Source organism: Streptomyces spinosisporus (assembly GCF_022698145.1).
GTDB lineage: Bacteria > Actinomycetota > Actinomycetes > Streptomycetales > Streptomycetaceae > Streptomyces > Streptomyces spinosisporus.
The window spans coordinates 1-24,837 of record NZ_JALDAX010000011.1; the positions used below are offsets into that span (position 1 = coordinate 1).

At 72.4% G+C, this 24,837-nt stretch carries 21 protein-coding genes, 1 tRNA gene and 1 pseudogene; 12 read left to right on the forward strand and 11 right to left on the reverse strand.

Annotated elements, in window-relative coordinates; genetic code table 11:
* Both MQN93_RS26410 and MQN93_RS26415 read right to left on the reverse strand, forming a co-directional pair.
* A partial coding sequence (locus MQN93_RS26410; RefSeq protein ID WP_242711516.1) for a maltotransferase domain-containing protein occupies window positions 1-484 on the reverse strand: 484 nt, incomplete at its 3' end.
* Window positions 485-586: 102 nt separating this feature from the next.
* Window positions 587-886, reverse strand: coding sequence for a DUF5133 domain-containing protein (locus tag MQN93_RS26415; RefSeq protein ID WP_242711517.1), 300 nt, complete (start codon window positions 884-886; stop codon window positions 587-589).
* Window positions 887-1,203: 317 nt separating this feature from the next.
* On the opposite strand from MQN93_RS26415, the gene MQN93_RS26420 reads away from it, so the two are divergent.
* Together MQN93_RS26420 and glgX are read left to right on the forward strand one after the other, a co-directional pair.
* A complete protein-coding gene (locus MQN93_RS26420) occupies window positions 1,204-1,716 on the forward strand; it encodes a pep a2 (protein ID WP_242711518.1) in 513 nt (170 codons plus the stop codon).
* A complete protein-coding gene (gene glgX / locus MQN93_RS26425; RefSeq protein ID WP_242711519.1) occupies window positions 1,713-3,905 on the forward strand; it encodes a glycogen debranching protein GlgX in 2,193 nt (730 codons plus the stop codon). Before MQN93_RS26420 ends, glgX begins: the two co-directional genes overlap by 4 nt.
* Here the strand turns inward: glgX and MQN93_RS26430 are convergent.
* Both MQN93_RS26430 and MQN93_RS26435 read right to left on the reverse strand, forming a co-directional pair.
* Entirely contained in the window at window positions 3,902-4,705 is an 804-nt protein-coding gene (locus MQN93_RS26430) for a VOC family protein (protein WP_016433147.1), read from the reverse strand. The two genes, glgX and MQN93_RS26430, sit on opposite strands and share 4 nt — an antisense overlap.
* A gap of 142 nt (window positions 4,706-4,847) precedes the next feature.
* The gene (locus MQN93_RS26435; protein ID WP_016433146.1) at window positions 4,848-5,642 is read right to left on the reverse strand and encodes a SigB/SigF/SigG family RNA polymerase sigma factor; all 795 of its coding nucleotides are present in this window, start codon (window positions 5,640-5,642) and stop codon (window positions 4,848-4,850) included.
* A gap of 127 nt (window positions 5,643-5,769) precedes the next feature.
* On the opposite strand from MQN93_RS26435, the gene MQN93_RS26440 reads away from it, so the two are divergent.
* The 4 genes from MQN93_RS26440 (at window position 5,770) to MQN93_RS26455 (ending at window position 8,606) form a co-directional block, all read left to right on the forward strand.
* Entirely contained in the window at window positions 5,770-6,222 is a 453-nt protein-coding gene (locus MQN93_RS26440; RefSeq protein ID WP_242711520.1) for a MarR family winged helix-turn-helix transcriptional regulator, read from the forward strand.
* Window positions 6,219-7,079 carry an ATP-binding cassette domain-containing protein gene (locus MQN93_RS26445; protein WP_242711521.1) on the forward strand — a complete coding sequence of 287 codons (861 nt, stop codon included), beginning with the start codon at window positions 6,219-6,221 and terminating at the stop codon, window positions 7,077-7,079. The genes MQN93_RS26440 and MQN93_RS26445 overlap by 4 nt, the downstream gene beginning before the upstream one ends.
* Window positions 7,039-7,893, forward strand: coding sequence for an ABC transporter permease (locus tag MQN93_RS26450; protein WP_016433143.1), 855 nt, complete (start codon window positions 7,039-7,041; stop codon window positions 7,891-7,893). Before MQN93_RS26445 ends, MQN93_RS26450 begins: the two co-directional genes overlap by 41 nt.
* Window positions 7,894-8,087: 194 nt before the next feature.
* Complete coding sequence (locus tag MQN93_RS26455; protein ID WP_016433142.1) at window positions 8,088-8,606, forward strand: hypothetical protein; 519 nt, start codon at window positions 8,088-8,090, stop codon at window positions 8,604-8,606.
* A gap of 48 nt (window positions 8,607-8,654) precedes the next feature.
* On the opposite strand, the gene hemC is transcribed toward MQN93_RS26455, so the two are convergent.
* Window positions 8,655-9,590, reverse strand: coding sequence for a hydroxymethylbilane synthase (gene hemC / locus MQN93_RS26460; RefSeq protein WP_242711522.1), 936 nt, complete (start codon window positions 9,588-9,590; stop codon window positions 8,655-8,657).
* A gap of 78 nt (window positions 9,591-9,668) precedes the next feature.
* Window positions 9,669-10,862: an MFS transporter gene (locus MQN93_RS26465; protein WP_242711523.1), complete on the reverse strand. Its 1,194-nt coding sequence runs from the start codon at window positions 10,860-10,862 to the stop codon at window positions 9,669-9,671.
* A 166-nt stretch (window positions 10,863-11,028) separates the two neighbouring features.
* On the opposite strand from MQN93_RS26465, the gene MQN93_RS26470 reads away from it, so the two are divergent.
* The 5 genes from MQN93_RS26470 to fdh all read left to right on the forward strand — a co-directional run bounded on the left by MQN93_RS26470 (window position 11,029) and on the right by fdh (window position 18,079).
* Window positions 11,029-12,018: an ArsR/SmtB family transcription factor gene (locus tag MQN93_RS26470; RefSeq protein WP_242711524.1), complete on the forward strand. Its 990-nt coding sequence runs from the start codon at window positions 11,029-11,031 to the stop codon at window positions 12,016-12,018.
* 157 nt (window positions 12,019-12,175) lie between these two features.
* Entirely contained in the window at window positions 12,176-12,571 is a 396-nt protein-coding gene (locus MQN93_RS26475) for an SseB family protein (RefSeq protein WP_242711525.1), read from the forward strand.
* Between the two features lie 112 nt (window positions 12,572-12,683).
* On the forward strand, window positions 12,684-13,688 hold the full coding sequence (locus MQN93_RS26480; protein ID WP_242711526.1) for a 4Fe-4S dicluster domain-containing protein: 1,005 nt from the start codon (window positions 12,684-12,686) through the stop codon (window positions 13,686-13,688).
* On the forward strand, window positions 13,685-14,719 hold the full coding sequence (nrfD, locus tag MQN93_RS26485; protein WP_242711527.1) for an NrfD/PsrC family molybdoenzyme membrane anchor subunit: 1,035 nt from the start codon (window positions 13,685-13,687) through the stop codon (window positions 14,717-14,719). Before MQN93_RS26480 ends, nrfD begins: the two co-directional genes overlap by 4 nt.
* Window positions 14,720-14,818: 99 nt before the next feature.
* A complete protein-coding gene (fdh, locus tag MQN93_RS26490) occupies window positions 14,819-18,079 on the forward strand; it encodes a formate dehydrogenase (RefSeq protein ID WP_242711528.1) in 3,261 nt (1,086 codons plus the stop codon).
* Here fdh and selD read toward each other — a convergent pair whose 3' ends face one another.
* On the reverse strand, window positions 18,080-19,096 hold the full coding sequence (gene selD, locus MQN93_RS26495) for a selenide, water dikinase SelD (RefSeq protein ID WP_242711529.1): 1,017 nt from the start codon (window positions 19,094-19,096) through the stop codon (window positions 18,080-18,082).
* Window positions 19,097-19,130: 34 nt separating this feature from the next.
* On the opposite strand from selD, the gene MQN93_RS26500 reads away from it, so the two are divergent.
* Window positions 19,131-19,223 (forward strand) — tRNA-Sec (locus MQN93_RS26500).
* Window positions 19,224-19,258: 35 nt separating this feature from the next.
* On the opposite strand, the pseudogene MQN93_RS26505 reads toward MQN93_RS26500, so the two are convergent.
* From MQN93_RS26505 to MQN93_RS26520, 4 genes and pseudogenes are all read right to left on the reverse strand, one after another.
* Window positions 19,259-21,001: pseudogene (locus MQN93_RS26505) on the reverse strand (SelB domain-containing protein); the annotation flags it as partial.
* A 12-nt stretch (window positions 21,002-21,013) separates the two neighbouring features.
* Entirely contained in the window at window positions 21,014-22,372 is a 1,359-nt protein-coding gene (selA, locus tag MQN93_RS26510; protein WP_242711530.1) for an L-seryl-tRNA(Sec) selenium transferase, read from the reverse strand.
* Window positions 22,373-22,523: 151 nt separating this feature from the next.
* On the reverse strand, window positions 22,524-22,916 hold the full coding sequence (locus tag MQN93_RS26515) for a hypothetical protein (RefSeq protein ID WP_242711531.1): 393 nt from the start codon (window positions 22,914-22,916) through the stop codon (window positions 22,524-22,526).
* Window positions 22,917-22,989: 73 nt separating this feature from the next.
* Window positions 22,990-24,786 carry a glycoside hydrolase family 15 protein gene (locus MQN93_RS26520; RefSeq protein ID WP_242711532.1) on the reverse strand — a complete coding sequence of 599 codons (1,797 nt, stop codon included), beginning with the start codon at window positions 24,784-24,786 and terminating at the stop codon, window positions 22,990-22,992.
* Window positions 24,787-24,837 lie beyond the last annotated feature (51 nt).

The following is a 24,837-nucleotide window of genomic DNA, read 5'->3' on the forward strand; positions in this document are numbered from 1 at the left end:
ATCGGGTGGCGACCGGCAGCGAGTCGTCGCGCAGTACGGTCACCGCCGCCAGCACGGCGTCGCGACCCGGCCCCTCGGGAACCCCGGCCGCCAGCCGCTCGTGCAGGTCGCCGCCCTCCTCCAGGACCAGACCGGTGTCGATGCCCGCCGGGATCTTGATGCGGGCGGTCCGCCGCCAGGTCGTTACGGGGTCGCTCCAGGCCTCCACCCGGAAGGTCCAGCGGCCCTCGGAGAGCGGGGTGACGTCGGCGCCCCAGCGGTCGGAGCCGGGCGACAGCTCCCGCATGGGTGTCCATGGGCCGTGCTGGCCCTCCGGGCCGGTCAGGACGACATTGGCCGCGACCGCGTCGTGGCCCTCGCGGAACACGGTCGCGGTGACCTGGAACGTCTCGCCCGCGACCGCCTTGGCCGGGAACCTTCCGCACTCCACCGTCGGCTGGATGTCGCGTACCGGAATGCGGCCGATGGCCGAAATCGAGCTCATGGATCTCACCTCCACCGTGCTGGAAAACCGGGCCAGTCGGCCCGGTCGGGGTAGTGAACTGCGCCGGAGGGGTTGCCTCCCGCTTCGGGTGCGCCGCCGTGGTCACCGGTCCCCGGCAAGCCGCCGATGCACCTCCGGAGGAGCGCGGCGTGCCGAGACGTCGGGCTGGGTCCGCTCGTCCTGTTCCCGGAGATACGTGCCGAGGGTTGAGCGCAGATATCGCTCGGCGGCGTCCGCCGCCTCGCGGGCACAGCGTTTGCCCATCAGGACACACAGGGTGTAGCCCGAGTCCTCGAAGGTGGCCCGCACCGCGCGGTCGGCGGGGGACGCGAGCATGACGCGTTCCCACGCCCGGTACCGCCGCAATTGCCGGGCCACCTCGGCCTTGGCAGGTAGCAGCATGACGCCCTTCACTTTCCGGGGCTCGATCGCGCGTCTCCCGACCGTCGGGCGGCGCCCGCGCGTGAGCACGCGCGGATCCGTTACGGGCATCGAGGTCTTCACACATGGTGCACGGACGACGACTCAGCGTCTTGTTGGATCTTCAACTACCCCAGTGGGCCCATCGATCACCACGAGACCGCTCGTGTTGCACGAATGGCGTAGTGCTCCCACTCTTGAGGTGACTCAGAAGCGATCACCGCTCACGCTGTGCATACGGGGCTCGTCCCGCAGGGGCGAGGACAAGCGGGAGCTTCGCGGGTGAGGAGCCAACGACGATGAAGACCGCAGCGCCCTGTTACTACCACCTCGACGTCGAGGTCAGCCCGGAGCGGGTCGGGCAGGTTCGGCGCATCCTGGCCGCATACCTGCGGCTCTGGGACCTCCAGACACTGGTCGAGCCCGTGTGCGGCGCGGCCGAGCTGCTGCTGAAGGCCATCGACCGGCACGCCAGGGACAAGAGCACGTCGATCGAGATGTGGTGGAACGGGCAGCATCTGATCACGGCCGTGGGGGAGAACGACAGCGAACTGCGTCCCGACCAGGACCTGCGCGGCTGCCTGCGCCGGATCGCCGCGATGAGCGACGGCTGGGGCTGCTGTGCCACGGCCACCGGCAGCAAGGTCATCTGGTTCTCGCAGCGGGCCCGGGCCGGCGGGCGTGTGCCGCTGGTGCCCGTGGCTCCCGAGCCGCGGCTGCGCGAGGTGCTCCAGGTGCCCCGCGAGACGCGGACCGCGGTGCTGTCCGGCTGCGTACACGAGACGGACGGCGTGCTGGAGGATGCCCGGTGACGGCGAAGCGACGCCACACGGCAGGGGTGCCCGTCAGGAGCGGGCACCCCTACCCGTTGGGTGCCTCCTTCGACGGGAAGGGCACCAACTTCGCCCTCTTCAGCGAGGTCGCCGAACAGGTCGAGCTCGTCCTCCTCGACGACAAGGGCGGCGAGTGCCGCATCCCGGTGACCGAGGTCGACGGCTTCGTCTGGCACTGCTATCTGCCGGGCGTCCGGCCCGGACAGCGCTACGGCTACCGGGTGCACGGCCCCTGGCACCCGGACCTGGGCCACCGCTGCAATCCGAAGAAGCTGCTCCTCGACCCGTACACCCGCGCGGTGGACGGGCAGGTGGACAACCACGCCTCGCTCTTCGAGCGTTCGCCGAACGGGCCCTCGCGCTCCGACAGCGCCGGGCACACCATGCTCGGCGTCGTCACCGATCCCGCCTTCGACTGGGGCGACGACCGGCCACCCCTCAGGCCGTACGCGGAGAGCGTCATCTACGAGGCCCACGTGCGGGGCATGACCCGCACCCACCCCGACGTCCCGCCCCGGCTGCGCGGCACCTACGCCGGCCTCGCGCACCCCGCGGTCCTGGAGCATCTGACCGGCCTCGGCGTGACGGCGGTGGAGCTGATGCCGGTCCACCAGTATGTGCAGGACGGCGTGCTGCAGGGCCGTGGCCTGTCCAACTACTGGGGCTACAACACCATCGGCTTCTTCGCCCCGCACAACGCCTACGCGGCCCGGGGCACCCGCGGCCGGCAGGTCGACGAGTTCAAGTCGATGGTCAAGGCGCTGCACGCGGCCGGGCTCGAAGTGATCCTCGACGTCGTCTACAACCACACGGCCGAGGGCAACGAGAAGGGCCCGACGCTCTCCTTCCGCGGTATCGACAACGCCTCCTACTACCGCCTGGTGGACGGCGACTGGGGGCACTACTACGACACCACCGGCACCGGCAACAGCCTGCTGATGCGGCACCCCTACGTCCTGCAGCTGATCATGGACTCGCTGCGGTACTGGGTCACCGAGATGCACGTCGACGGCTTCCGCTTCGACCTCGCGGCCACGCTGGCACGGCAGTTCCACGAGGTGGACCGGCTGTCGGCGTTCTTCGACCTGATCCAGCAGGACCCGGTGATCAGCAGGGTCAAGCTGATCGCGGAGCCGTGGGACGTGGGGGAAGGCGGCTACCAGGTGGGCAACTTCCCGCAGCTGTGGTCGGAGTGGAACGGCAAGTACCGTGATGCGGTACGGGACTTCTGGCGTGCCGAGCAGCACACGCTGGGTGAGTTCGCCTCCCGGCTGACCGGGTCCGCCGACCTCTACCAGCACAGCCGGCGCCGCCCCCGCGCCAGCGTCAACTTCGTCACCGCGCACGACGGGTTCACGCTGCGCGACCTGGTGTCGTACAACGACAAGCACAACGAGGCCAACGGCGAGGGCAACCGGGACGGCGAGAGCGCCAACCGTTCCTGGAACTGCGGCGCCGAGGGCGACACGGACGACCCTGCCGTGCTGGAGCTGAGGGCCCGCCAGCAGCGCAATTTCCTTGCCACGCTGCTGCTGTCGCAGGGCATTCCGATGCTGAGCCACGGTGACGAACTGGGCCGCAGCCAGGGCGGCAACAACAACGCCTACTGCCAGGACAACGAAGTGTCCTGGATCGACTGGCACCTGACCGGGGAGCAGCGTGAACTCGCGGACTTCGTGCGGCACGTGATCGGGCTGCGGGCCGCGCACCCCGTGCTGCGCCGCCGCCGGTTCTTCGCCGGCGAGACCGCGACGCGCGCCGGCCGGCCGCTGCCCGACCTGATGTGGCTGGCGCCGGACGGACGGGAGATGACGGACGAGGACTGGCAGCGCCCGGACGCGCACTCCGTCGCCGTCTTCCTCAACGGCGACGCGATCGCCGAGCCCGACCCTGAGGGCCGGCCCGTGGTGGACGACTCGTTCCTGCTGCTGCTCAACAGCTACTGGGAGCCGATGGAGTTCCGCCTGCCGGACGTCACCTACGGCGAACGCTGGACGACCCTGATCGACACCGCCGAACCCCAGGGCCCTCCGGACGAGTCCGAGCACAAGGCGAACACCTCGGTCCTGGTCGAACGGCGCAGCCTGGTGCTCCTGTCCCGCCCCTCCACGCCGACGTCCCGGGGCACACGCGGCGCACGAGGCCGTAAGGGCCGCTCGGAACGCTAGGGCGCGCGGTGCGAGGTCACCGTGAACTGGGCGCCGTCGGCATCGCGCAGGACGGCCTCGTCGCTGCCCTTCGTCAGCACGCTGCCGCCGTGCCGTTCGGCCGCCCGCACGCAGGCCGCGACGTCCTCGACCACGAAGTGGATCTGCCAGTGGGGCCGGATGGTGGGGTCCGGGGCCGCACCCAGGGCCCCGGACTCGATGCGTGCCACGACGGTGCCCTGACTGCGCAGGACGACCTCGCCCCCCTCGTAGCGGACCTCGCAGGAGCCGGGCCGTCCGGACGCCCAGTCCAGCACCTCGCCGTAGAAGATCGCCGCGTCGAAGGCGTCGCGGGTGTGCAGCCTGATGAAGGTCGGGGCCGCCAGCCGCCACTTCTCCCAGTCGGCGACGAGCAGCCCCTCCCAGATGCCGAAGGTGGCGCCGTCCCGGTCGGCCAGCAGCGCCGCCCGTCCGGGCGGGAAGGAGATCGGGCCGACCGCGGCCGTCCCGCCCCGCTCCTGTGCCCGGGCCACCGCGTGGTCCGCACTGGCCACGGCGAAGTACGGCGTCCACGCCACCGCCACCTGCCACATGGAGGCGACCCCCGCGATCCCGGCCACGGGCGTTCCGTTCACCAGCGCCATCCGGAAGCGGTCGCCCAGCTTGGCGGGGCGCCATTCCCAGCCGAGGACGGCCTCGTAGAACCGCTCGGTGGCGTCGACGTCACGGCTGGTCAGGCTCACCCAGCAGGGTGCCCCGGACACGGAGTGCGAGGAGACGACATGGGTCTTTTCGCGAGGGCGTGAGAAATCGTGGTTCATGACAGTCGCGTCCTGGTCTCGTCCTCCGGCGGCCACCGGTCTCGTACCCAGTGTCCGACCGGAACCGCTGCGGGCGCCTGTCGAGTACCCCTCGCATGGGGCCGAAACGGGCGCCCCGGCCGGGACCGGGCGGCCCGGCCGCTCAGCGGTTCTCCGCCAGCAGCTCCTCACGCAGCTGGGCGAAACAGCCGCTGAGCAGCCGGGAGACATGCATCTGGGAGATGCCGAGGTGCTGCGCGATCCGGCTCTGGGTCATGCCCCGGAAGAAGCGGAGGTAGAGGATGGTGCGCTCGCGTTCGGGCAGGGCCCGGATGCAGGGCCCCACCGCGACCCGGTCGACGACGATGTCGTAGGCCGGGTCGGAGCCGCCGATCGCGTCGGTGAGGGAGTAGCCGTCGGAGCCGGGCATCTCGGCGTCGAGCGACAGCGCGGAGAAGCACTCGAGGGCCTCCATCCCCGTGCGCACCTCGCTCTCGCTCAGCTGCGCGTGCCGGGCGATCTCGCCGACCGTGGGTCCACGTCCCGGAGTGGTCTGGGACAGTTCCTTGACGGACTGCCGCACCCTGTTGCGCAGGTCCTGGACCCGGCGCGGAACGTGCAGCGTCCACATGTGGTCGCGGAAGTGCCGTTTGATCTCGCCGGTGACGGTCGGCACGGCGTACGCCTCGAAGGCGTGGCCGCGGGACGGGTCGTAGTGGTCGACGGCCTTGACCAGACCGAGGGCCGCCACCTGGTAGAGGTCCTCCAGGGATTCTCCCCGTCCCTTGAACCGGACGGCGATCCGCTCGGCCATGGGCAGCCAGGCCTCGACCAGCTCGTCCCTGAGCTTTCTGCGCTGCGGACCGTCGGGCAGCCGCGCCAGGCGCGAGAAGGCGTCGGCGGTGTCGGGGGCGTCGTCGTGCGGGTGGGGGTTGGTTCTGCCGCTGGTGACCAGCATGGTGCGCACCTCCCAGAGGCGGTGCTGGACGGTCCTTTCAAACTAGAACGGACCTCGGGATGGCGCTCGTCGGGTGCTTGACCGTCTCTTGGGTTAGTTACCTCTGCTACAGAGGTAACCTCCGGGTGTGGAACCCGAACCCTTCCCGGACGAGCTGATCGACGCCCTCGTCGGCGTCCACCGGCTGCTCCGACGCCGACTGCGCCCCGAGATCACCCCGCAACTGCGCGGTGCCGAGGTCGAACTGCTGCGCCTGGTCGTGAGCCGGCCCGGCATCGGGATCTCGGACGCCGCCAAGGAACTGCATCTGGCCGGGAACTCCGTCTCGACGCTGGTCAACCAGCTGTCGCGGCAGGGCTATCTGCTGCGCGAGACCGACCCGGCCGACCGGCGGGCCGCCCGGCTGAAGCCGACCCCCGCGGCCGAGGCCCGGCTCGACGAGTGGCGCAGACGCCGTTCCGAGCTCGTACGGGGCGGGCTGTCCCGGCTCGACGACAAGGACCGCGAGGCGCTCGGCGCGGCGATCCCGGCCCTGCGCAAGCTGGCCGACAACCTGCACGAGGAGGCCGATCAGTCATGACACGGGACAGCGACCCCGACCAGCCCGAGGCCGTGACCTGCACGGGCCTCGCCTACTCCTTCGGCGAGACGAACGCCGTCGACGGACTCGACCTCTCCGTGCGCCCGGGCGAGGTCTTCGGGCTCCTCGGCCCCAACGGCGCCGGGAAGACGACCGCGATCCGCTGCATCACCACCCTCCTGCCGGTACCGGCAGGAATGGTCCGGGTCTTCGGCAGCGACGCGGCCAAGGACCGTATGGGCGTACGGCGCCTGCTGGGCTATGTGCCGCAGCAGCTGTCCGCCGACGCCGGCCTCACCGGCCGGGAGAACGTCGCACTGTTCGCCCGGGTCTTCGACGTCTCCCGCGGCGAGCGGGCCGAGCGCGTCGGCCAGGCGCTGGCCGCCGTCGACCTCACCGACGCCGCCGACCGGCTCGCCAAGACCTACTCCGGCGGCATGATCCGCCGCCTCGAACTCGCCCAGGCGCTGGTCAGCGCACCGCGCCTGCTGATCCTCGACGAGCCGACCATCGGCCTCGACCCGATCGCCCGCACCGGCGTGTGGGAACACATCAACGCCGTCCGCGAGGCCACCGGCATGACCGTGCTCGTGACCACCCACTACATGGACGAGGCCGACCAGTACTGCGACCGGGTCGGTCTGATGCACCGCGGCCGTGTGCGGGCCCTCGGCACCCCCACCGAACTGAGGCAGGGGCTCGGTGAGCGCCGGCGCGCCGAAGGTGCCCCGGCCTCGGCCCCGCTGCCCACGCTGGAGGACGTCTTCCGGGACGTGGCGGGCAGCGGTCTCGACGACAAGTCAGGAGATTTCCGCGATGTCCGAAGCACCCGCCGTACTGCCAACCGTGTCGGCTGAGCGCGTCGAAGGCATCGATCTGCTGCTGCGGCCGCCCCGGCCCCGCGCGGGCTGGCGGCTGCTGCCCGCCCGCGTCGGGGCGATGTGCACCGTCGAGCTGCAGAAGCTGCGCCACGACCGCACCGAGGTCTACACGCGGGCGATCCAGCCCGCCCTGTGGCTGCTGATCTTCGGGCAGACCTTCACCCGCATTCGCGCGATACCCACCGGCGGCATCCCCTACATCGACTACATGGCACCCGGCATCATCGCCCAGTCCGCGATGTTCATCGCCATCTTCTACGGCATCCAGATCATCTGGGAGCGCGACGCCGGCATCCTCAACAAGCTGCTGGTCACGCCGACTCCGCGCTCGGCCCTGATCACCGGCAAGGCCTTCGCCGCCGGACTGAAGTCACTGATCCAGGCCCTGGTCGTCGTCGTGATCGCCGCCCTGCTCGGCGTCGCGCTGACCTGGAACCCGCTGAAACTGCTCGGCGTGGCGGGGATCGTCGTCCTCGGTTCCGCGTTCTTCTCCTGTCTGTCGATGACCATCGCCGGCATCGTCATCAGCCGCGACCGCCTCATGGGCATCGGCCAGGCCATCACCATGCCGCTGTTCTTCGGCTCCAACGCCCTGTACCCGATCTCCGTCATGCCCGGCTGGCTGCAGGCGATCAGCAAGATCAACCCCTTGAGCTACGAGGTGGACGCGCTGCGCGGGCTGCTGATCGGCGCGCACGCGCACGTGGCGCTCGACTTCGGGGTGCTCCTCGTGGCCGCCCTGATCGGCATCACCGCGGCCTCCTCGCTCCTCGGCCGGCTGGCCCGCTGACCGAGCGCTCCGGAACGTGATGTGCCACACGCGCGCATGCGGGTGTGTATGGCTTGTTCGGACCGTTCTTCCTGCGCACGGCTTGATCAGTGATCAAAGGGGGTGAATGCGCTGGCCACAGCGCATTCTGCTCATTTGACAGTGCACTGAGCGCACAGATAGGAAGCAGCTCTCTGAGGTCGAAGAGGTGGACTGTGTACGAGCCGAACGTGGTCGGGGACTGGCAGGAGTACGACGAGCACGACGGCCTGCGTGTCCGCGTCCACCGGTTGGAGGCGTCCGAGCCGCCCCGCGGACGGGACGACGCGGCCGAGGGGCTCACGTACTTCAGCGTCCGGGTGACCGTCGAGAACCGCGGCAGCCGGCACACCACCGTCCACCTCGAGGACGGCCAGATCGACGTACGGCTCGGACCCGACGGCGAGGCCGCGTTCATCGACTGGCGCAACTCGCAGTTCATCGAGGGCTTCGACGTCTATCCGCTGCGCCGGGCCACCGCCGTGCTCTACGCGGCCGGTCCGGAAGCCTCGCTGAGCCAGATCGACGTCCAGGTCCAGCTGCGGGCCGACGACGAATGGGCCGAGCGCCGGCTGTGGGCGGGCGGCATCGGACTGCACGACGAGCCCGTCGCCCCCACGGGGGGAGTGCGGGACCGCCTGGCCCATCAGGTCAGCAAGTTCCTGCGGGACCAGGCGGAAGAGGGCACCGCCTGAGCCGGATCCGGCTCAGTGCGGGACATGCTCCCCAGGCGTGACGCGTCCTCAGTGCGGGATGCCGTCGATGATCTCGCGTGCTCCCTGGCGCAGCAGCGCCACCGCGACCGACGTGCCCAGCGTGGCGGGGTCGAGGCGGCCGGCCCACTCGTGGGCGTTGAGCCTGGTCTTGCCGTCGGGGGTGAACACACAGGCCCGCAGGGACAGTTCGCCGCCGTGCTCCACGCGCGCGTACCCGGAGATCGGGCTGTTGCAGTGCCCCTGCAGCACATGCAGGAACATGCGCTCGGCGGTCGCCTCCCGATGGGTGTCCGGGTCGCCGAGCCCGCTGACCGCGTCGATGAGCTCGCTGTCGCCCTCCCGGCACTGCAGGGCGAGGATGCCCGCGCCGATGGGCGGCATCATCGTCTCGGGGGAGAGGATCTCGGTGATCACGTCCTGGCGGCCGATGCGTTCGAGCCCCGACACCGCGAGCAGCAGCGCGTCGGCCTCGCCGGCCGCCAGCTTCGCCAGCCGCCGGTTGGCGTTCCCGCGGAACGGCACGCACTCCAGATGCGGATGGGTGGCCGCGAGCTGCGCGACGCGCCGCACCGACGAGGTGCCGATCCGGGTGCCCTCCGGAAGCTGGTCCAGGGTGAGGCCGCCCGGGTGGATGAGGGCGTCGCGGATGTCGTCCCGCTTGAGGAAGGCGGCGAACGTCGTGCCCGCCGGAAGCGGCCGGTCGGCGGGCACGTCCTTGACGCAGTGCACCGCGAGATCGGCCTCGCCCGCCAGCAGCGCGGCGTCCACCTCCTTCGTGAACGCCCCCTTGCCCTCCACCTTGGACAGATCGCCCATCCACTTGTCACCGGTCGTCTTCACCGGTACGACCTCGGTGCGCACACCTGGCTGCAGAACCGCCAACGCGGCGCGGACACGCTCCACTTGGGCGAGCGCCATGGGCGAGTCGCGGGAGACGATACGGATCAGTTCGGGGACGGACATGCGGACACGATAGACCCCCTGGAGGGGGTGTCCCTGCCATACGGCATCTTCGGGACCCGGATCACGTCCGTTTGACGATCAGGCGCCACGGGTAGAACCGATGGCCTTTCCGGCCACGCGGCCCTCGGGCCACAGCAACACCGTGAGCGCGCCCAGCGTGAGCAGCCCGCCCACCAGGAACGTTCCGCGCACATCGACGACCGGCAGCAGACATCCGCCGAGGAGCGCCCCGGCCGCCACGCCCGCGTTGAAGGCGGCGCCGTTGGCGGCGAGCGCCGACTCCGTACGACCGGGCGCCACCCGCAGCACCTGACTCTGCGTCGCCATGAACACCGGAGCGACCGAGGCGCCGAGCAGCATCAGCAGCGCGACCGACGCCACCTGGCTGCTCGCGCCCGCGTACAGACCGAGCAGGGCCGCCGCCTGCGTCATCACCGGCACGGTGAGCGTGGCGCGCGGGAACCGGTCGAGCAGCGGACCCGTGACCGCGACACCGGCCAGCGCGGCCGCACCGAACGCGAACAGCACACCGCTCACCGCGTCCGCGCCGAACCCGCCGACGTCCTGGAGCAGGGCGACGACGTAGGTGTATCCCGCGAACACCCCCGTCACCGACAGACCGGTGGTCGCGACGACGACCAGGAACCGGCGCCGGTCCGGTTCGGCACCGTAGGCGGCGTGACTCTCCTCGGGATGCGAGGTCGGCAGCAGGGCGCCGATCACCACGAGGGAGACGAGCGCGAGGGCGCCGAGCACCGCGAAGGGCACCTGCCAGCCGCCGTGACCGCCCAGCCAGGTCCCGGCCGGCACGCCCAGCACGGTGGCCAGCGAACCGCCGAGGGACAGCAATCCCATGACGCGGCCGCGCCGTTCGGGCGGGAACAGCCCCGCCGCGACCGGCCCCATCAGCACCCAGAACGACGCCTGCGCCAGCGCGGTGACCAGACGCGCCGTCAGCAGCATCCCGTACGACACGCCCTGCAGCGCCGAGATCCAGCTGGCCGCCGCCAGCAGACCCAGCAGCGCGGCGAGCAGATACCGGCGCGGCACGGACCGGGTGAGCCGGGCGGCCGGCAGCGACACCACCGCCACCGTCAGCCCGTATCCGGTGACCAGCGCTCCCACCGCCCCGAGCGGAACACGCAGGTCGGCCGCCATCAGCGACAGCAGCCCCAGCGGCAGGTTCTCGGCCGTGTTGAAGGTGAACGCCGCCAGCATCAGCGCCGCGACGACGGCGCCACGGCGCCATGCGGCCGGACGTACGCTGCCCATCCAGGGATCCTCCGGGGTGTCGGGAACAAGGCGGGAGAGGCCGGGAAGGCCGGGGGCCAGCGTGCTCGGCGCCTGGCAGGGCCTCTACTGTTTCGACGCAGGCCGAATCGGTTCCGGGACGGCCCGCCTCGCACGGATCCGATCGGGCGCGTTCACGGAGGTCCCTGTGCCGCTGACCCTGCATCTCGGCGCCGCCGACCTGACCCGCTGCCGGTTCGCGATCTCGCCGCTGTGCCAGACCCACGAGGCGCTGCGCATGCTGCGCCGGCCCGCCCGGCACGGCTACCACCGCGCCTGGCTGCGCCGTCTCGGCCGTACGCTCACCGGGCTCGACCTGTCGGACCTGTGGCTGTTCGTGCCACACCCTGGCGGCTACACCCCGGACTTCCTCGGCCCGCCCCCGGACGAGCCGTACCTCTCCATCGACGACGAACTGGCCCGCATGCGCGCCACCGACCCCGAACTGGCCCGCGAGGAGATGGCCCGCTCGCTCGCCTGCACACCGGGACTCGCCGCATCGCCGCAGGGCCGCGCCGCGCTCGACGACCCCGCCAGGACCGTCCGCCGCCTGGCCGACCTCACCGAACTGGCCTGGCACACCCTGCTCGCCCCGGACTGGCCCCGCCACCGCGCCGTCCTGGCGGCCGACATCGCCCACCGCTCACGGCAGGCGGCCGACGGCGGTCTCGACGCGCTGCTCGGCGGCCTGCACCCCGCGATCGGCTGGACCGGCCGGCGGCTCGTCCTGCACAGGACCGGCGACCACGCGGAGGCGCAGCGCCCCGACGGGCGCGGCATCCTGCTCATGCCCAGCGTGTTCGCCTGGCCCGATGTGATCAGCGGCTTCGCGCGCCCCTGGCAGCCGACCGTCATCTACCCCGCCCGCGGCATGGGCCGTCTGCACAGCACCCCCGCGCCGCGTCCCTCCGAGGCCCTCGCCCGCCTCCTCGGGGCCCAGCGGGCGGCCCTGCTCAGCGACTTGACCCTCCCCGCCGCCACCACGGAACTCGCCGCCCGGCACGGTCTGGCCCCGTCCACGGTGTCGTCCCATCTGACGGCGCTGCGCACCGCGGGGCTGCTCGTCTCGCGGCGCCAGGGCTACTTCGTGCTGTACGAGCGGACGGCTCTGGGGGACGGGCTGGTGGCGGGCGGATAGGGCGGCCCCGCCGGGCAGGTGTCGGCAGGGGCCCGGCCGCGATGTCGCTGCGGCGGGTGGGGCAGGACATGGCGGCGAGGAGTACGGGTACCCGAGCAGTGCCGAGCGGGACGGTGCGCCGTCCCCGGGCGTGTTCGACCCTACGGAGGGACCAACCGTGACCGAGTACTACCCCAACGGTGCCGCCTCCGCCGTACAGATGGCGCTGCGTGCGGTGGCCGCGGGCGATGCCCATGACGCAGAACTGGACACCCTGGCCGACAGCGAGGTCCTGGTCCCCACCGGCTCCGCCGCGGACCAGTCCCCTGAGACGGTGAGTCTGCCCGTCTACGAGCAGCCGGACGGCACCGAACTGGTGCCGGTGTTCACCTCGCAGGCCCGTATGCACCAGGCGTTCCCGAAGATCACGGAGCATCGGCTGATCCAGCTCGGCGCGCTCGCCCACGGCTGGCCGTCCGAAACACTGGCGCTCGTGATCGACGCGGGCACCCCGGAGGAGCTGGCCCTGACCGCTCAGGGCGTGAAGGATCTGCTGGACCGCGGGACGGAGTGAGTCGCCCCCGCGCCGGTTTCGGCCGGGCCCGTCCCGGGCACCCGGGGCGGGCCCGGCGCGCGGCTGCCTGCCGCCCCGGCGGGCAGGGCACCCGCAACGAGGAGGTCGGGCCATGACCGACAGCGGCTCCGGAGACGGGCTCCGGGCGCGGCCGGACGGGGGACACGGCAACCAGCTGTACGGACCGCAGCACGACGTGGCGGGCGCCGCCGGCTATCCCGACTCCCCGCCCCGCATGGGCTTCTTCACCGACACCTCCGTCTGCATCGGCTGCAAGGCGTGCGAGGTGGCCTGCAAGGAGTGGAACGCCGTCCCGGAGGACGGTCTGCTGCTGACCGGCATGTCGTACGACAACACACAGGGGCTCGGTGCCGACACCTGGCGCCATGTCGCCTTCATCGAGCAGCGCAAACCGCTCGGAGGGCAGGAGCCCGGTGTGTCCCACGAGGACGTCGACGTGTTCGACGCCGCCGGCCGGTTGGGCACCGGTTCTGCCCCCGCGGGGCAGATCTCCCCACTGGCCCCCGACGGACGCACCGAGCTGCGCTGGCTGATGTCCTCGGACGTGTGCAAGCACTGCACGCACGCGGCCTGTCTGGACGTGTGCCCCACCGGTGCGCTGTTCCGCACCGAGTTCGGCACCGTCGTCGTCCAGGAGGACATCTGCAACGGCTGCGGCTACTGCGTGCCCGCCTGCCCGTACGGCGTGATCGACCAGCGCAAGGACGACGGACGGGTCTGGAAGTGCACCCTGTGCTACGACCGCCTCGGCGTCGGCCAGGAACCGGCCTGCGCCAAGGCGTGCCCCACCGACTCCATCCAGTTCGGCCCCCTGGACGAGCTGCGGGAGCGCGCCGAGGACCGGGTGGCCCGGCTGCGGGCCGCCGGGGTGGCCGACGCCCGGCTGTACGGCGAGGACCCCACCGACGGGGTCGGCGGCGACGGCGCGTTCTTCCTGCTCCTGGACGAACCCGAGGTTTACGGCCTGCCACCCGACCCGGTCGTCACCACCCGGGACCTGCCGGACATGTGGCGGCACGCGGCGCTGGCCGCCGCCTCGCTCGCCGCGCTTGCCGTCACCAGTTTCGTCAGGAGCGCGGGCAGGGGACGGCGATGAGCGGATCCGACGTGACGCGCAAGGGCGTCGAGGGCGAGCGACCCGGACGGGACGCCGTCACCGGAGAGGCCGCGGGGCGCCGCAGGCGGCGTCGCGGGGGCCGGGGCGAGCGGTCCATGGTGCCGGACGCGGAGTTCTCCTCGTACTACGGCAGGCCCATCCTGAAGAAGCCCACCTGGAAAGCCCTCGACATCGCGGGCTACCTCTACCTCGGCGGTCTCGCGGGCAGCTCCTCGCTGCTGGCCGCCGGCGCACAGGCGACCGGGCGGCCCGTGCTGGCCCGAGCGGCCAAGTTGGGCGCTGCGGGCGCCATCTCGCTCTCGCTGGCCGCGCTCGTCCACGACCTGGGACGCCCGGCCCGGTTCATGAACATGCTGCGGGTCTTCAAGCCGACGTCGCCCATGAGCGTGGGCTCCTGGCTGCTGTCGGGCTACGCCCCGCTGACCCTGGCCGCCGCGGCGAGCGACGTGGCGGGCCGCTACCGGCTCGTCGGATCGGCCGCCACCGCGGGCGCCGCCGTCCTCGGCCCCGCCGTCGTGACATACACGGCCGTCCTGATCTCGGACACGGCGGTGCCCTCCTGGCACGAGGGCCACCGGCAGATGCCGTACGTCTTCGCCGGTTCGGGCGCCACCGCGGCGGCGGGACTGGCCCTGGCCGCCGCACCCACCGCCCAGACGGGACCCGCACGCCGTATGGCCGTGCTCGGAGCCGCCCTGGAACTGGGCACCTTCCAGCTGATGAAACGGCGGATGGGGCTGGCCGCCGAGCCGCTGGAGAAGGGCCGCCCGCACGTGATGCTGCGCACCGCGGAAGCCCTCACGGCAGGCGGCGCCGTCCTCGCGGCACTCTCGGGTCGTCAGCGGGGGAGGGCGCTCGCGACAGTGGCCGGCGCGGCCCTGCTCACCGGGTCCGCGGCCCTGCGGTTCGGCCTCTTCCACGCCGGGGTCGCCTCCGCGGAGGACCCGAAGTACACGGTCGTACCGCAGCGGGAGCGGTTGCGGGCGAGGCAGGGCGGGCAGGAGGCGTAGGGCCGGTCGGGGCACGGGAGCCGCGCCCTGTTTCGGCAGAGGTGCCCGGGGTACTCCGCCCCGGCGGAACGTCGGCAGGCGAAAGGAGGGCCCGGAGCCATGGGCGTGCGCACATGGATCGACTCCTGGCCGGTCTACCGCCAGCTCACGGGCACGGACCCGCTGGGCCGCGGGGCCGCCGCGAAGAGCGGGCGCAGCGAGCGGTTGACCCCCCGCGTCGCGAGCGCGGACCACGTGGTGAAGTCGGTCTGCCCGTACTGCGCGGTCGGCTGCGGCCAGAACGTCTACGTCGAGGACGGCAAGGTCACCCAGATCGAGGGCGACCCCGACTCCCCGATCTCCCGCGGCCGCCTGTGCCCCAAGGGCTCGGCGAGCCTGCAGCTGACGACGGGCGACGCCCGTGAGCACGAGGTCCTCTACCGGCGCCCGTACGGCACCGAGTGGGAGCGGCTGGACCTCGACACCGCGATGGACATGATCGCGGACCGGGTCGTCGCGGCCCGGCGCGCGGGCTGGCAGTGGGAGGTCGACGAGGCCCGCACCCGGCGCACCCTCGGCATCGCCAGCCTGGGCGGTGCCACGCTCGACAACGAAGAGAACTACCTGATCAAGAAGTTGTTCACCGCGCTCGGGGCGATCCAGATCGAGAACCAGGCGCGCGTTTGACACTCCTCCACCGTTCCCGGTCTGGGAACCTCGTTCGGACGCGGCGGCGCGACCACCTTCCAGCAGGATCTGCAGCACTCCGACTGCATCGTCATCCAGGGCTCGAACATGGCCGAGTGCCACCCCGTCGGGTTCCAGTGGGTGATGGAGGCCAAGGCCCGGGGCGCGAAGGTGATCCACGTCGACCCGCGCTTCACCCGCACCAGCGCGCTCGCCGACGTGCACGTCCCGCTGCGCGCGGGCAGTGACATCGCCTTCCTCGGCGGAATCATCAACCACGTGCTGCAGAACGAGAAGTACTTCCGCGACTACGTGGTGGCGTACACCAACGCCCCCATGATCCTGCGCGAGGACTTCCGCGACACCGAGGACCTCGACGGCGTCTTCTCCGGCCTCGACCCCGACAACCGCCGCTACGACAACGCCAGTTGGCAGTACGAAGGCATGGAGGTCCAGGCGGCCTCCGGTGAACGCGACCTGGAGTACGACAAGCGCACCACCGGCGGGGGTTCGGAGACCGAGGCCGCGCGCGGCGAGGCCCACGGCTCCGGCGGCGCCGACATCGGCGAGGGCGAACCCGAGCGGGACGACACCCTGACCCATCCGCGCTGTGTCTTCCAGGTCCTCAAACGCCACTACGCCCGCTACACCCCGGAGGCGGTGGAGCAGATCTGCGGGGTGCCGCAGGACCTCTTCCGCCAGGTGTGCGAGCTGGTCACCGACAACTCGGGACGGGAGCGCACGACCGCCTTCGCCTACGCGGTCGGCTGGACCCAGCACACGGTCGGCGTGCAGTACATCCGCGCGGCCTCGGTGCTCCAGAGCCTGCTCGGGAACATGGGCCGGCCGGGCGGCGGCATCCTCGCGCTGCGCGGACACGCCTCCATCCAGGGCTCGACGGACATCCCCACCCTGTTCAACCTGCTGCCCGGCTACATCCCGATGCCGCACGCCCACAAGGGCGAGGGCCTGGACGAGTTCGTGCAGGGGGAGGCCGCGCGCAAGGGCTACTGGGGCAACATGCGCACCTACCTCGTGAGCCTGCTCAAGGCCTACTGGGGCGACGCCGCCACAGCCGAGAACGACTTTTGCTTCGACTACCTGCCTCGCCTCACCGGCTCCCACTCCGCCTACGAGACGGCGATGGCCCAGCTGGAGGGCGTCTGCAAGGGCTACTTCGTGTTCGGTGAGAACCCGGCCGTGGGCAACGCCAACGCCAAGCTGATGCGGCTGGGCATGGCCAACCTGGACTGGATGGTCGTACGCGACTTCTCCCTGATCGAGACCGCCACCTGGTGGAAGGACGGCCCCGAGATCGAGACGGGCGAGATGCGCACGGAGGACATCGGCACCGAGGTCTTCTTCCTGCCGGCTGCCGCGCACACCGAGAAGGACGGCAGTTTCACCAACACCCAGCGTATGCTCCAGTGGCACCACAAGGCCGTCGAGCCGCCCGGACAGGCCCGCAGCGATCTGTGGTTCACGTACCACCTCGGACGGATCATCCGCGAGAAGCTCGCCGGTTCCACCGACCCCATGGATGCGCCCGTGCTCGACGTGACGTGGGACTACCCGCTCAAGGGCGAACTCGCCGAGCCGGACGCCGAGTCCGTCCTCGCCGAGATCAACGGCCGTGCCGCAGACGGCAGTCCACTGTCCTCCTACGAGCAGCTGCAGGCCGACGGCTCCACCGCGTGCGGGTGCTGGATCTACTGCGGGGTGTACGCCGACGGCGTCAACCAGTCCGCCCGCCGCAGGCCCGGCACGGAGCAGAACTGGGTCGCGGGCGAATGGGCGTGGGCGTGGCCCGCCAACCGGCGCATCCTGTACAACCGCGCCTCCGCCGACCCCGACGGCAAACCGTGGAGCGAGCGCAAGGCGCTGGTGTGGTGGGACGCGGACGAGGGGAAGTGGGTCGGCCACGACGTCCCCGACTTCAAGCCCACCAAGGCCCCCGACTACGAGCCGCCCCCGGACGCGACGGCCGCGGAAGCACTGTCGGGCACCGACCCGTTCATCATGCAGGCCGACGGCAAGGCATGGCTGTATGTGCCCTCCGGACTCACCGACGGGCCGCTGCCGACCCACTACGAGCCGCAGGACTCGCCGTTCGACAACCTGCTCTACCCCCAACAGCGCAATCCCGTACGGCAGTTGCTGGCACGACACCCCGACAACCGCTACCAGCCGAGCGGCACCGAGCCCGGCTCGGACGTCTTCCCGTACGTGGCCACCACCTACCGGCTCACCGAGCACCACACGGCGGGCGGCATGTCCCGCTGGCTGCCCTATCTCGCCGAGCTGCAGCCGGAGTTCTTCTGCGAGATCTCGCCCGAGCTGGCCGCCGAGCGCGGTCTGGAGCACACCGGCTGGGCGACGATCGTCAGTGCGCGGGGCGTCGTGGAGGCACGGGTGCTCGTCACCGACCGGATGGCCCCGCTGACCGTGCAGGGGCGCACCCTGCACCAGGTCGGACTGCCCTACCACTGGGGCCCGAACGGCTACAGCACGGGCGACGCCGCCAACGAGCTGCTGCATCTGTCCCTCGACCCCAACACCCATATCCAGGAGGCCAAGGCGTTCGCCGTCGACATCCGCCCCGGACGCCGGCCACGGGGCCCGGCGTCGGTGCGGCTGGTGCGGGAGTACCGCGCGCGGGCGGGCATCGACGAGAACACGGGCACGGAGCCGTGATCACCTGAGCACGATCGAATGCGCGCCGAGCGGCACCAGTTCACCGATGACCGGCGCCCCTGGCACCTCCCCGGCGACCAGCAGCCCCCCGGAGGTCTGGGCGTCGGCCAGCAGCAGCCGGGTGTCGGCGTCCGTGGTCCCGAAGTCGGTGTACGGCGCCACCCACTCCAGGTTGCGCCGGGTGCCGCCGCTGACGTACCCGTCACGGACCGCCTCCCGCGCACCCTCCAGCAAGGGCACGGCGGCCGCGTCGATCACCGCGCTCACGCCGGAGGCGCGGGCCAGCTTGTGCAGATGGCCGAGCAGACCGAAGCCGGTGACATCGGTGGCGCAGGTCGCCCCGGCGGCCAGGGCGGCGACGCTCGCGTCCCGGTTCAGGGCGGTCATCGTGGCGATCGCCTGCTCGAACCGCTCGCCGGTCGCCTTGTGCCGGTTGTTGAGCACGCCGAGGCCGAGCGGCTTGGTCAGGGACAGCGGCAACCCGGCCCGCCCGGTGTCGTTGCGCAGCAGCCGTGCCGGGTCGGCGAGTCCGGTGACGGCCATGCCGTACTTGGGCTCGGGGTCGTCCACACTGTGCCCGCCGCCGACATGGCACCCCGCCTCCGTGGCGACGTCCAGTCCGCCGCGCAGCACCTCGCGGGCCAGCTCGAACGGCAGCCGGTCGCGGGGCCAGGCCAGGAGGTTGACGGCGACGATCGGGCGGCCCCCCATCGCGTACACGTCGGACAGGGCGTTGGCGGCGGCGATCCGCCCCCAGTCGTAGGGGTCGTCGACGACCGGGGTGAAGAAGTCGGCGGTCGACACCACCGCCGTGCCCTGCTGCCCGGGCAGCGCCACCACGGCCGCGTCGTCGCCCGTGGCGAGACCGACCAGCAGTGGGCTGTCGGTGGCAGGACCCGAGGGCGTGAGGCCGCTGACGACGTCCTCCAGCTCGCCGGGCGGGATCTTGCAGGCGCAGCCGCCGCCGTGTGCGAACTGGGTGAGCCGTACGGGCGCCTGGCGGGTCGTCGGTGTCATACCGGTCTCCTGGGGAACTAGCCTGTCGGTCGGTGGAGGCGTGTGGGTGCCTGGTGGCCCTCCCGGTCTTCAAAACCGAGGTGCCCGAGGATCTCGGGCAGGCGGGTTCGATTCCCGTCCGCCTCCGCTCCCCGAAACGTCCCGGCAGCGCCGTCGCAGGTCGTCCACGCGCTCGGTGAAACCCTGTGCGTCCAAGTGCTCCAGCAGCGGCACGGCCACCCGGCGGGTGGTGTCCAGGGCCTTGCGGGCCTCACTCGCGGTGAACGGCTGCGGCAGCCGGGCCAGTACGGCGGCGGCCCGTGCCGCGGCGTCCGGCAGCAGCACGATCCCGTCGGCGATCCGCAGCAGTGCGCCCGCCGCCTGCGCCGCGGCCACCGCCTTGCGGGTGAGACCCAGCTCGGCGAGCCGGCCGGCGTCCGGGGCGCGGAACGGCGCGGTCGCCAGCTCCTCGCGCACGGCTTCCACGGCCGTACGCACGGCGGGCGGCAGGGACGTGGCGAGGCCGTCGTCGGCGTACAACCGGCCCTGGCGCACGGTGAGTCGCGGCGCGGCCGAGGCGAGCGCGTCGACCAGCACCCGGTCGGGCAGGTCCAGCAGCCGGCGGGCGGCCTCCGTCGGCAGTCCGGGCTCCAAGTCGTGCTCAGCGGCGTGCCGTTCGACCTCTTCGACCAGGCGCTCGCCCAGCCGGGCCCAGTGCGCCGGGTCGGCGAGCCAGTCCCCGGCGACGGGCGCCGACGGTGCCGGGACACCCATCGCGAGCAGGTCCGTGCGCCGGATCAGCCCGTGCCGCCGTACCTCCTCGACCCCGTCCGGAGCACCGGTCATGGTCGCGAGCTCCGCCGCTCGCGCGCGTCCCGCGCCCCGGCGGGCCAGCCGCGGCGGCCGCACGTCCAGCACGAAGGCGGCACAGGGCATCCGCCGGCCGCCCGGTTCCCGCAGCACCGCGCGATCGCCGACGCGCAGCGGCAGTTCCCGGCCGAGCGTCAGCCGGGCGGTGTCCTCGCCCAGCGGCCGCACGGTCACCGGGACGGCCGCGGTGCCCAGGTGCAGGGTCACGTTCCGGGGCAGGTCGGCTACGGGTTCGCCGACGACCCGGACGTCCACGCTGCCGGTGCGCAGCCAGCGGTCCGGCGTCAACAGGACGTCCCCGCGCCGCAGTTCGTCGGCGCCGCTTCCGTGCACGTTGACCGCCACCCGTGCGACACCGCTCACCGCCGACCGGTCCTCGTGCAGGGCCTGCAATCCGCGCACCCTCAGCATCGACCTGCCGTCGCCCGTCATCAGCCGGTCCCCGACGCGCAGCGTGCCGGCCCCGAGCGTGCCGGTGACGACGGTGCCGTGGCCGCGCACCGTGAACGCCCGGTCCAGCCACAGCCGTACGTCGGCGTCCGCGGGCGGGACCGGCAGGGCATCCGCCAACTGGGCCAGCCGGGCGCGCAGTTCGTCGAGCCCGGTGCCGGTCACCGAGCTGACCGCGACGGCCGGGACGGTACCGAGCGTGGTGGCGGCCATGCGTGCGACCGCGTCGGCCGTCGTGGGCCCGGGGTCCGCCAGATCGCTGCGGGTCACCGCGAGGACGGCGTGCCGCACGCCCAACGCGTCCAGGATCGCCAGGTGTTCCTCGGACTGGGGCTGCCAGCCCTGGTCGGCGGCCACGACGAAGAGCACCGCCGGCACGGGACCGGCCCCGGCCAGCATCGTCGCCACGAACTTCTCATGTCCCGGCACATCCACGAAGGCCAGGTGCTCGCCGTCGGCGCCGAGCCGTGTCCACACGAAACCCAGGTCGAGCGTGAGCCCCCTGCGCCGCTCCTCCTCATAGCGGTCCGGTTCCATGCCGGTCAGCGCCCGGACCAGGGCGGACTTCCCGTGGTCGACGTGCCCGGCCGTGGCCAGCACCCGCATGACACCTGCCCCCTAGCTCTCCGTCACCGCGCGCACGGCGCCGTGCAGCCGTTCGTCGTCCCGCGGCGGCACCGCGCGCAGATCCAGCAGACAGCGCCCCGCCTCCAGCCGGCCGACGACCGGGACGCGCCCGGTGCGCAGCGCGGCGGCGTACCTCTCCGGCAGGGACAGTGCGACACTCGGCAGAGTCACGCCGGGAGCGCCGCCCCCGCCCACGGTCGCGGCGCTCTCGACCACCCGGACGTCGACACCGTCCGCGCTGAGCGAGGCGGCGAGCCGGTCGGCGCGGGCGCGGAGGGCGGCCGGGTCGGCGGTCAGTGCCTCGGCGGTCGGGGTGGGTGGGCCGGTCAGGGTGGCCTCCAGGGCGGCGAGCGTCAGCTTGTCCACGCGCAGGGCGCGGGCGAGCGGATGCCGGGACAGGGCGCGCACCAGGCGCTCCTCGCCGAGCAGCAGCCCGCACTGCGGCCCGCCCAGCAGCTTGTCGCCGCTCGCCGTGACCAGCGAGGCCCCGGCCCGCAGCTGTGACGCGGCGTCCGGCTCGTCGGGCAGCAGCGGCTGCGGGGCGAGCAGCCCGGAGCCGATGTCGACGACGACCGGAACGCCCAGTCCGGCGAGTTCGGTGATGTCCGCGGAGCGCGTGAAACCGGTGATGCGGAAGTTCGACGGGTGCACCTTCAGCACGAACCCCGTGTCCGGCCCGACCGCCGCCGCGTAGTCCTCGGCCGTCGTGCGGTTGGTCGTGCCGACCTCACGCAGCCGGGCGCCCGTGGAGACGAGCAGATCCGGCAGCCGGAAACCGTCCCCGATCTCCACCATCTCGCCGCGGCTGACGACGATCTCCTTGCCGGCCGCGAGGGCGGTGGCGGCGAGGACCAGTGCGGCGGCGCCGTTGTTGACCAGGTGCACGGCCTGCGCGTCCGGCACCCGCTCCCGCAGCGCGTGCAGCGCCGTACGCCCACGCCGGGCCCGTACGCCCGTGGCGAGATCCAGTTCCACGTCGGTCGGCCCGGCGGCCTCGGCAACCGCGCGCCGGGCCGCGTCCGAGAGCGGGGCCCGGCCGAGATTGGTGTGCAGAAGGACGCCGGTGGCGTTGATCACGGGCTGCAGCCCGGATGCGGTGTCCGGCAGCAACGCGACCGCTTCGTCCGCCACGTCCTGGGGCGCGAGCCGCCCGGCCCGCGCCCGCTGCTGCGCCTCACGGACCGCCGCCTTGACCACGGGAGCGCCGAGCCGACGCGCCGCCTCGGCGAGGCGCGGTTCGCACAACAGGGCGTCGGTCCGCGGAATCAGCCGCCGTACGTCGGCGTCCGGACCCGCGGACGACGCGATGAGCCCTGCCGCCGCGTCCCGGCGCTCGCCGTCACTCGTCATCGCCGATCCGCTCCGTGGCTCCGTCCGGCCCTGCCCCTTGCCCCCGTCTCCGGCTGCCGGGGACGTTCATCGTCTCCCAGTGCCCAGAACCTGTCGGCCGACACGCTGAGGAGAACCTGTCCCGGTCAGGAAGCGCACGGTCTCGGCAGCCCTACGGTTCCTGCACCGGGGGCCTGTGGGCGTTGTGCCAGGCGATCGCGCGGCGTATCTCCGGTTCGTGCAGGCCGGTCCGGCAGGCCAGCTGCTCCAGCGCGAGGAAGGGCGGACCGCTGGTCAGGACGCGGGTGATCTTCGCGGCCCACAGCTCTTCCTGGATGTACGGCCGGTGGCGGTAGCGCTCCCGGACGATGTCCAGGTGGCTCTCGCTGCACGCGGTGACCCGGCGCAGCCCGTCGGACCAGCCGTCACCGGGCCCCGCGGCGGAGGAGTCCGGCACATGGCCTCGTACCGCCTCCTGCTCGGGGAACGTGCGACCGCACAGGTCGCACAGCTCCAGGGCGAGGGGCCCCCTGGGTCCGGCGCTCTTCTTCCTGCGCTTCCACATGCCGACTCCAGTCGAGGCCGGTGATGGGTGGGGCTGTTGAAGAAGTACCCCTTCAGTACAACACGCTCCCGCTTCAAGAGCGCTGGAGGCGTACGGCACACTCCAGCAGAAGCGCGTGGACGAAGGCCTGGGGCAGGTTGCCGCGCAGCTGGCGTTGGCGTACGTCGTACTCCTCGGCGAACAGTCCGGACGGGCCGCATGCCGCGCGGGTCCTCTCGAACCAGCGGAACGCGCCCGTGCGGTCCCCGAGCCGGTGCGTCGCGAGTGCCATGGCGAACCCGCACAGCAGAAAGGCGCCCTCGGCCTCGCCGAGCGGTGCGTCCGGCTGGTCGAAGCGGTAGAGATAGCCGTCCTGGGACAGCTGTTCCTCGATACGGTCGCGGGTGATCGCACTGCTGGGGTCGTCCGGGGCGGGGCAGCCGCGCGCCATGGCCACGAGCAGCGCCGCCTCGGGGCCGTCGTCGTCCGACGTCCGGCGCCAGTGGCCGTCCGGGTGCAGACAGCGGCGGCGCGTCTCGGCGAGGACGGCGTCGGCGAGTTCGGTGCAGCGCCGCCCGTCGCGGCGGGGGAGTACCCCGGCGATCCGGCGCAGCCCGCCGACCACGCACAGCCGCGAATGCGTCCACCACCGGTTCTCCAGCTCCCACAGTCCCGCGTCGTCCCGGGTCCAGTTGCGCTCCACCGCGTCCACGGCGACCGCCGCAGCACTCTGCGCGTCCCCGGTGAGACGGTCGTGGTCGGCCGCGGCGGCGAAGAGCTGGAGCGCCTCGCCGAAGGTGTCGAGCTGGAACTGGCGTCCCGCGCGGTTGCCGATCCGGTCGCTGCCGCCCGGGTAGCCGGGCAGCCGCAGGGTCCGCTCCTCGGGCACCGGGTCCCCGGAGACGGTGTAGACGGGTCGCGTCCTGTCGCCGTCGGCGAGGATCCGCTCGGCGGTGAAGCGCACGGCGCTGTCGAGGAGTTCGTGCGGGCCGTGCGCGGCCATCGCCAGCCCGGCGTAGCACTGGTCGCGGAGCCACGCGAAGCGGTAGTCGTAGTTGCGCCCGGTGTTCGCCCGCTCCGGCAGGGAGGTCGTGGCGGCGGCGACCATGCCGCCCGCGGAGCTGGTCAGGCCGCGCAGCACGGCATACGCGTGCCGGGCGTCCCGGGGTGCGGCGAGGGCCGAGCAGTCCGGGACGGCGGCGCGCCACGCATGCTCGGTCGCCTGCCACAGTTCCCCGGCGTCGAGCCGACGGGTCTGCCGCGCCGTCGCGATCTCCAGCACGAGATCACGCTGCTCGCCCTCGCCCAGTCGGAACTCCCCGCGAAGCCCGAACTCCGGATCCCAGGAAGCCGCGGGCGCCCCCACGAGCCGCACATGGAGTCCTTCGGCCTCGGCGCTCCACACCCCGTCCCGCAGGCGGGGGTCGCGCATGCGGTGCGCGCCGAAGCCGGGGCGGGGATCAAGGCTGGTCCGCAGCCGCGTCGCACCTCGGCGCACCCGCATGCGCCGCATCAGCAGCACCCGGTCCGGCGAGGCGGGCATGGCGAGTGCGTCGCGGCACTCGATCACGCAGTCCGGTGTCACCCACCGGCTGACCCGGACGAGAGTGCCTTCCTCGTAGGAGCCGCCCCAGACGTTCCAGTGGTCCGCGGGCTCCACCGCGAAGTGGCCGCGGCCTCCGATCAGTGCGGAGAACACCGCGTCGCTCTGCCAGGCCGGCGCGCACAGCCAGACGATCCTGCCCCGGGGATCCACCAGCGCGCCGCGTTCACCGTCGGCGAGGACGGCGTAGTCGCGCAGCGCCCAGGGCGGGCAGCTCGCGTCGGCCTTCTGCGGCGCGGCGGTCGGGTCGTCGCTGTCGGACTGCGGCTCGGGGACCTCAGGCCGCATGGCGGGTCCCCCTGCTTCGTCGGGCGGTCCCGTCGCGCCGTGGAGCTGTGC

Bases quoted from the DNA above. Each gene is read 5' to 3' on its own strand.
- MQN93_RS26520 (WP_242711532.1), bottom strand. From the start codon at position 24,786: ATGCGGCCTGAGGTCCCCGAGCCGCAGTCCGACAGCGACGACCCGACC.
- nrfD (WP_242711527.1), top strand. From the start codon at position 13,685: ATGAGCGGATCCGACGTGACGCGCAAGGGCGTCGAGGGCGAGCGACCC.
- MQN93_RS26465 (WP_242711523.1), bottom strand. From the start codon at position 10,862: ATGGGCAGCGTACGTCCGGCCGCATGGCGCCGTGGCGCCGTCGTCGCG.
- hemC (WP_242711522.1), bottom strand. From the start codon at position 9,590: ATGTCCGTCCCCGAACTGATCCGTATCGTCTCCCGCGACTCGCCCATG.
- selA (WP_242711530.1), bottom strand. From the start codon at position 22,372: ATGACGAGTGACGGCGAGCGCCGGGACGCGGCGGCAGGGCTCATCGCG.
- MQN93_RS26430 (WP_016433147.1), bottom strand. From the start codon at position 4,705: ATGAACCACGATTTCTCACGCCCTCGCGAAAAGACCCATGTCGTCTCC.
- MQN93_RS26480 (WP_242711526.1), top strand. From the start codon at position 12,684: ATGACCGACAGCGGCTCCGGAGACGGGCTCCGGGCGCGGCCGGACGGG.
- selD (WP_242711529.1), bottom strand. From the start codon at position 19,096: ATGACACCGACGACCCGCCAGGCGCCCGTACGGCTCACCCAGTTCGCA.
- MQN93_RS26420 (WP_242711518.1), top strand. From the start codon at position 1,204: ATGAAGACCGCAGCGCCCTGTTACTACCACCTCGACGTCGAGGTCAGC.
- MQN93_RS26445 (WP_242711521.1), top strand. From the start codon at position 6,219: ATGACACGGGACAGCGACCCCGACCAGCCCGAGGCCGTGACCTGCACG.
- MQN93_RS26515 (WP_242711531.1), bottom strand. From the start codon at position 22,916: ATGTGGAAGCGCAGGAAGAAGAGCGCCGGACCCAGGGGGCCCCTCGCC.
- MQN93_RS26450 (WP_016433143.1), top strand. From the start codon at position 7,039: ATGTCCGAAGCACCCGCCGTACTGCCAACCGTGTCGGCTGAGCGCGTC.
- MQN93_RS26435 (WP_016433146.1), bottom strand. From the start codon at position 5,642: ATGCTGGTCACCAGCGGCAGAACCAACCCCCACCCGCACGACGACGCC.
- MQN93_RS26415 (WP_242711517.1), bottom strand. From the start codon at position 886: ATGCTGCTACCTGCCAAGGCCGAGGTGGCCCGGCAATTGCGGCGGTAC.